This is a genomic window from Nitratidesulfovibrio liaohensis, from assembly GCF_011682075.1.
Classification (GTDB): domain Bacteria; phylum Desulfobacterota; class Desulfovibrionia; order Desulfovibrionales; family Desulfovibrionaceae; genus Cupidesulfovibrio; species Cupidesulfovibrio liaohensis.
This window is the reverse complement of sequence record NZ_VSMK01000283.1, coordinates 1-3,651: the sequence shown is the minus strand read 5'-3', so window position 1 is coordinate 3,651 and position 3,651 is coordinate 1. Positions and strand designations below refer to the sequence as shown.

The following is a 3,651-nucleotide window of genomic DNA, read 5'->3' as shown; positions in this document are numbered from 1 at the left end:
GTGGCTTCCTCGACGTAGCGCTGCTACGCCGTCGTCGCCGTGGCGCACCGCGCCTTGCCTTCGGGGCCGCCGCCGCGTTTGGCCATCGCAGACTGCCCCCTTGCCCCGCCCGGTGCGCGGGCGGAGGGCGCAGATTTGAAAGGCGGAAGACAGTGGGATGTAGGTGCGTGCTCCGCAGGTATCAGGCGCAATGGCTTCAGCTTGTGCACGCACCAAAGACAACCGCCCGGATACGAGAAGTATCCGGGCGGTTGTCTTTGGTGTTTTGCAGGACCCGCGCTGATTGGGGGCCGTTCTATCCGGTCGGCCTGTCCGTCCTGTCCGGAGCGTCCCTTATCCGGCCCGTCCTACCCGGCTCGTCCTACCCGGCTCGTCCTGCGCGCACGGCGGCGGCGAAGGTTTCCAGGTCGTTGGGCTGTCCGGGGGTGTGGTCTTCCGGGTACAGCAGGGCGGACATGTAGAACACGGAATCGATGCGCAGGGCGTTGGAAGCGCTGGAGGCAAAGCGCGACAGCCGGTCGGCGATGGCGTCGCGTTCATGCCCTTCGAACTGGGGCAGCAGGTCGCGGGCGCGGTCGGGCAGCGAGGTCAGCAGTTGCGCCTTGCGGCGCATCAGGTCGCGGTAGGCGTCCTGATCCTCGTTCCTGTGCAGCGCCTGTTCGGCCTCGTGTTCGATGTCGCGTACGGTGGCGGCCATTTGATCAAGCCACTGTCCAAGGGCTTCGCGTCCCTTGCGGGCGTCGGGTTCGGTGGCGGGCATGGGTGGCACCTCCTGTTATGGCCTTAGTACCCTTGTGCAGCCCGGGGCGCAAGCGTTGCGTCCCGCGCGTTGTGCTGCGCGCATTGGGCTGGAACGGGGCGGGCAGGACCGCGAAGGGGGCGGCGAACCGGATTGCAAGGGGGCGGGGCGTTATGCGTCCCCGCCCCCGCTTGTGTGGCTGATCTGGCTGATGGATGCACGCGGGGGCGGAACCCCGGCGGCGTGCCGCGCGGTCTAGCCCCGCAGCTCCAGCCGCACGCCCCTGCCCACCGTGCCGCCCAAAGTACCGCCGGACGTGCCGCCGGACATCTGCGAATCGTGCGCATCGCGCCGGTAGGATGCGCTCTTGAAAAAGTCGCATTTGGCGCAGTTGCCGATCTTCTTGGCAAAGGTTTCCTGTACCGTGCCGCCGCAGAAGGTGCCGGTAACCCCGGCGCAGCTGAAGCCGTGGTCGGGCCAGGCGGGACAGATGCCCATTTCCCTTTCCTTGGGGCCCCCCTTTTCGCGTCCGCACTTCTTGAATTCCCAGCAGGGCAGGGCCTTGCTTGCCGCCGCTGCGGCTTCGGCCGTGTCGGCCTCGTCGGTCGCGGAAATGCGCGCAACGGTGCGCGAAAGGTCGCTGGAACGCCCGGCCAGGCTGAAGATGTCCTGCGCGGCGTGGTTCATCATGTCCATGGTGCGCCCGGCAATGCCGGTAATGGCCTCCACCGCGCGGTTGATCTCGGCGGATGTGGCCGACTGCTGCTCTGCGGCGGTGGCGATGGACTGCACCTGAACGCTGGTGTTGTCGGTAAGGGCAAGGATTTCCGACAGCGCGGCGCCGGAATCCTGGGCGCGGCGGGCGGCCTCGTTGACGGCGGCGCGGGCTCCGTCCATCTCGCGGGCGGCGGCGCGCGAGCTTTGCTGGATGCCGGTGATCACCTCGCTCACCTCGCGGGTGGCGTTCATGGTCTTTTCGGCCAGCTTGCGCACTTCGTCGGCCACCACGGCGAATCCGCGTCCGGCGTCACCGGCGCGGGCAGCCTCGATGGCGGCGTTCAGCGCCAGCAGATTGGTCTGGTCGGCGATGTCGGAAATCACGTTCATCACCTGGCCGATGTTGCCCGCCTGCGCATCCAGCGCGCCCACGCGTTCGGCCAACTGGCCGATGACCTGCTCCACGCCGTCGATGTGCGCCACCAGTTCGTTCACCTGGCGGGCGCCGTCCACGCTGCGACGGCGGGTCTCGGCGGCCTGGTCGGCTGCCTGGGACGCATTGCGGGCCACTTCCATCACCGTGGCGTTCATCTGTTCCATGGCGGTGGCGGTTTCCGCCGTGCGCTCCTGCTGGCTGCCCGCGCCCGCGTTGGCTTCCTGGATCAGGGTGGCCAGGTCTTCCGCGGCGCGGCTCACTTCGTCGGCTGCGGAGATGGAATCGGCGGCAAAGCGTTCGATGCGCGACGAGGTGCTGGCCAGGCTACACTGCGCGGCGCGCAGCCGGGTCATGTCGCGCAGCAGCACGAAGCTGCCGTGGGCGCGGCCCGCCGTGTCGGTGATGGGCCGGGCGGACACCGCAAGGTGGATCAGGCAGGATGCGCCGGAGGCCGGGCCGTTGTCCGGTACCCTGCAGGCCAGGGGGATGGCCAGTTCGCCCGTGGCGGCGCGGCCCTCGCGGAGGTTGCGCAGCAGTTCCGCAGCGGTGCTGTCTGCGGGGGCGGGGCGCAGGCCTACGGCTTCAAGGGTAGCGGGCAGGGCAGGCGGGCTGGGGACTGCGTCGAGCAGGGCCAGCAGGGTCGGGGAGGCGCAGGTGACCATGCCCTTGGTATCCAGCAGCAGGTAAGGGACCGAGCTGTCCGTTGAATTGGCGGAAAGGGAAGCGTTTTTTGGGGGGTGTGCGTCCTGTCCGTCAAGGGCTTCAAGGATGGCCTGCCCGGCGGCGGCGTTGCGCAGCGCCTCGTCGCGCAGGGCGGAGATGGCGGCGGCGGCATCTGCGATGGCGGGGGATGCATTCCCGAAGGTGGTCCCGCCCTTCAGGGCCGCATCGTGCAGCAGGCGCGCGTCGGCGGACTGTCCGCAGCTGCGGCACACCAGCAGGCCGACCGCTGCAATGCAGGCCACGGCCAGACTGGAAATACCGTGCGATACGGTGAGCGTGCCGGAAACAAGCGGTGCAAGAGCGGCCACACCGGCCGCGAGAAGGCCGGTGCCTATGGCACAGAACAGAGTTTGTGAAGAAATGTGGCGCATGGATACCCCATGGGATTGTGGCGTGTGCGCCATTTCCCATGGCGCTTGATGCGGCGGTAGTGCTGCGTCTATCTCTTGCTGTGCAGACGTGTCAATGTTAGCACGTACTTACGTATGCTTTTGCGCCTGAGCGATAACGGTTCGGTATCGTAGAGTTTTGTGGACTTGTTTTGTCCGGCTTGCTCAGGGGGCGGTTGCGAGCTAGACTGATTGATTGAACGCTATATCCGGTTGCTTGCGGACTCTTTTCGAACATTTGTTCGGAAACGCGATTTTTTGTTCGGTGTTTTTGCAGAAACATATATTTTGGGTGGGATACTCGCATGGCATTGCTGGGCATTCAGGACGTCACGCTCAACCTCGGCACCGGCAAGCTGCTGGACGGGGCCACCCTGCACGTGGAGCAGGGGGAGCGCATCTGCCTTGTGGGGCGCAACGGGGCGGGCAAGTCGACGCTGCTGCGTTTGATGGCCGGTGAGCTGCGCCCCGATGCGGGCGAGGTGGTGCGCACGCCGGGCATGCGTTTTGGCAGCATGCCGCAAGAGGTGCCGGTGGACATGACCGGCCCGGTGTTCGGCATCGTGGCCGGGGGGCTTGGGGCAGAGGGCGAGGCGCTGGCGGCCTTCCACGTGCTGGAAGCCGCGCGCGAGGCGGGCCGCCCCGTG

The 3,651-nt window shown here is 67.2% G+C and carries 3 protein-coding genes; 1 reads left to right on the top strand and 2 read right to left on the bottom strand.

Features of this window, described 5'->3' with window-relative positions:
• Positions 1 to 361 precede the first annotated feature (361 nt).
• Positions 362 to 760 (bottom strand): hypothetical protein, encoded by a 399-nt coding sequence (locus tag FVW27_RS10325; RefSeq protein WP_167124897.1) that lies wholly within the window; start codon positions 758 to 760, stop codon positions 362 to 364.
• Between the two features lie 234 nt (positions 761 to 994).
• On the bottom strand, positions 995 to 2,923 hold the full coding sequence (locus tag FVW27_RS10320; RefSeq protein ID WP_341806121.1) for a methyl-accepting chemotaxis protein: 1,929 nt from the start codon (positions 2,921 to 2,923) through the stop codon (positions 995 to 997).
• Positions 2,924 to 3,309: 386 nt separating this feature from the next.
• Between FVW27_RS10320 and FVW27_RS10315 the strand changes: the two genes are divergently transcribed.
• Positions 3,310 to 3,651 (top strand): ATP-binding cassette domain-containing protein (locus FVW27_RS10315; RefSeq protein ID WP_167124895.1); only part of this gene is annotated, 342 nt, incomplete at its 3' end.

Coding starts and splice junctions, on each gene's coding strand:
- FVW27_RS10325 (WP_167124897.1), bottom strand. CDS start 760: ATGCCCGCCACCGAACCCGACGCCCGCAAGGGACGCGAAGCCCTTGGA.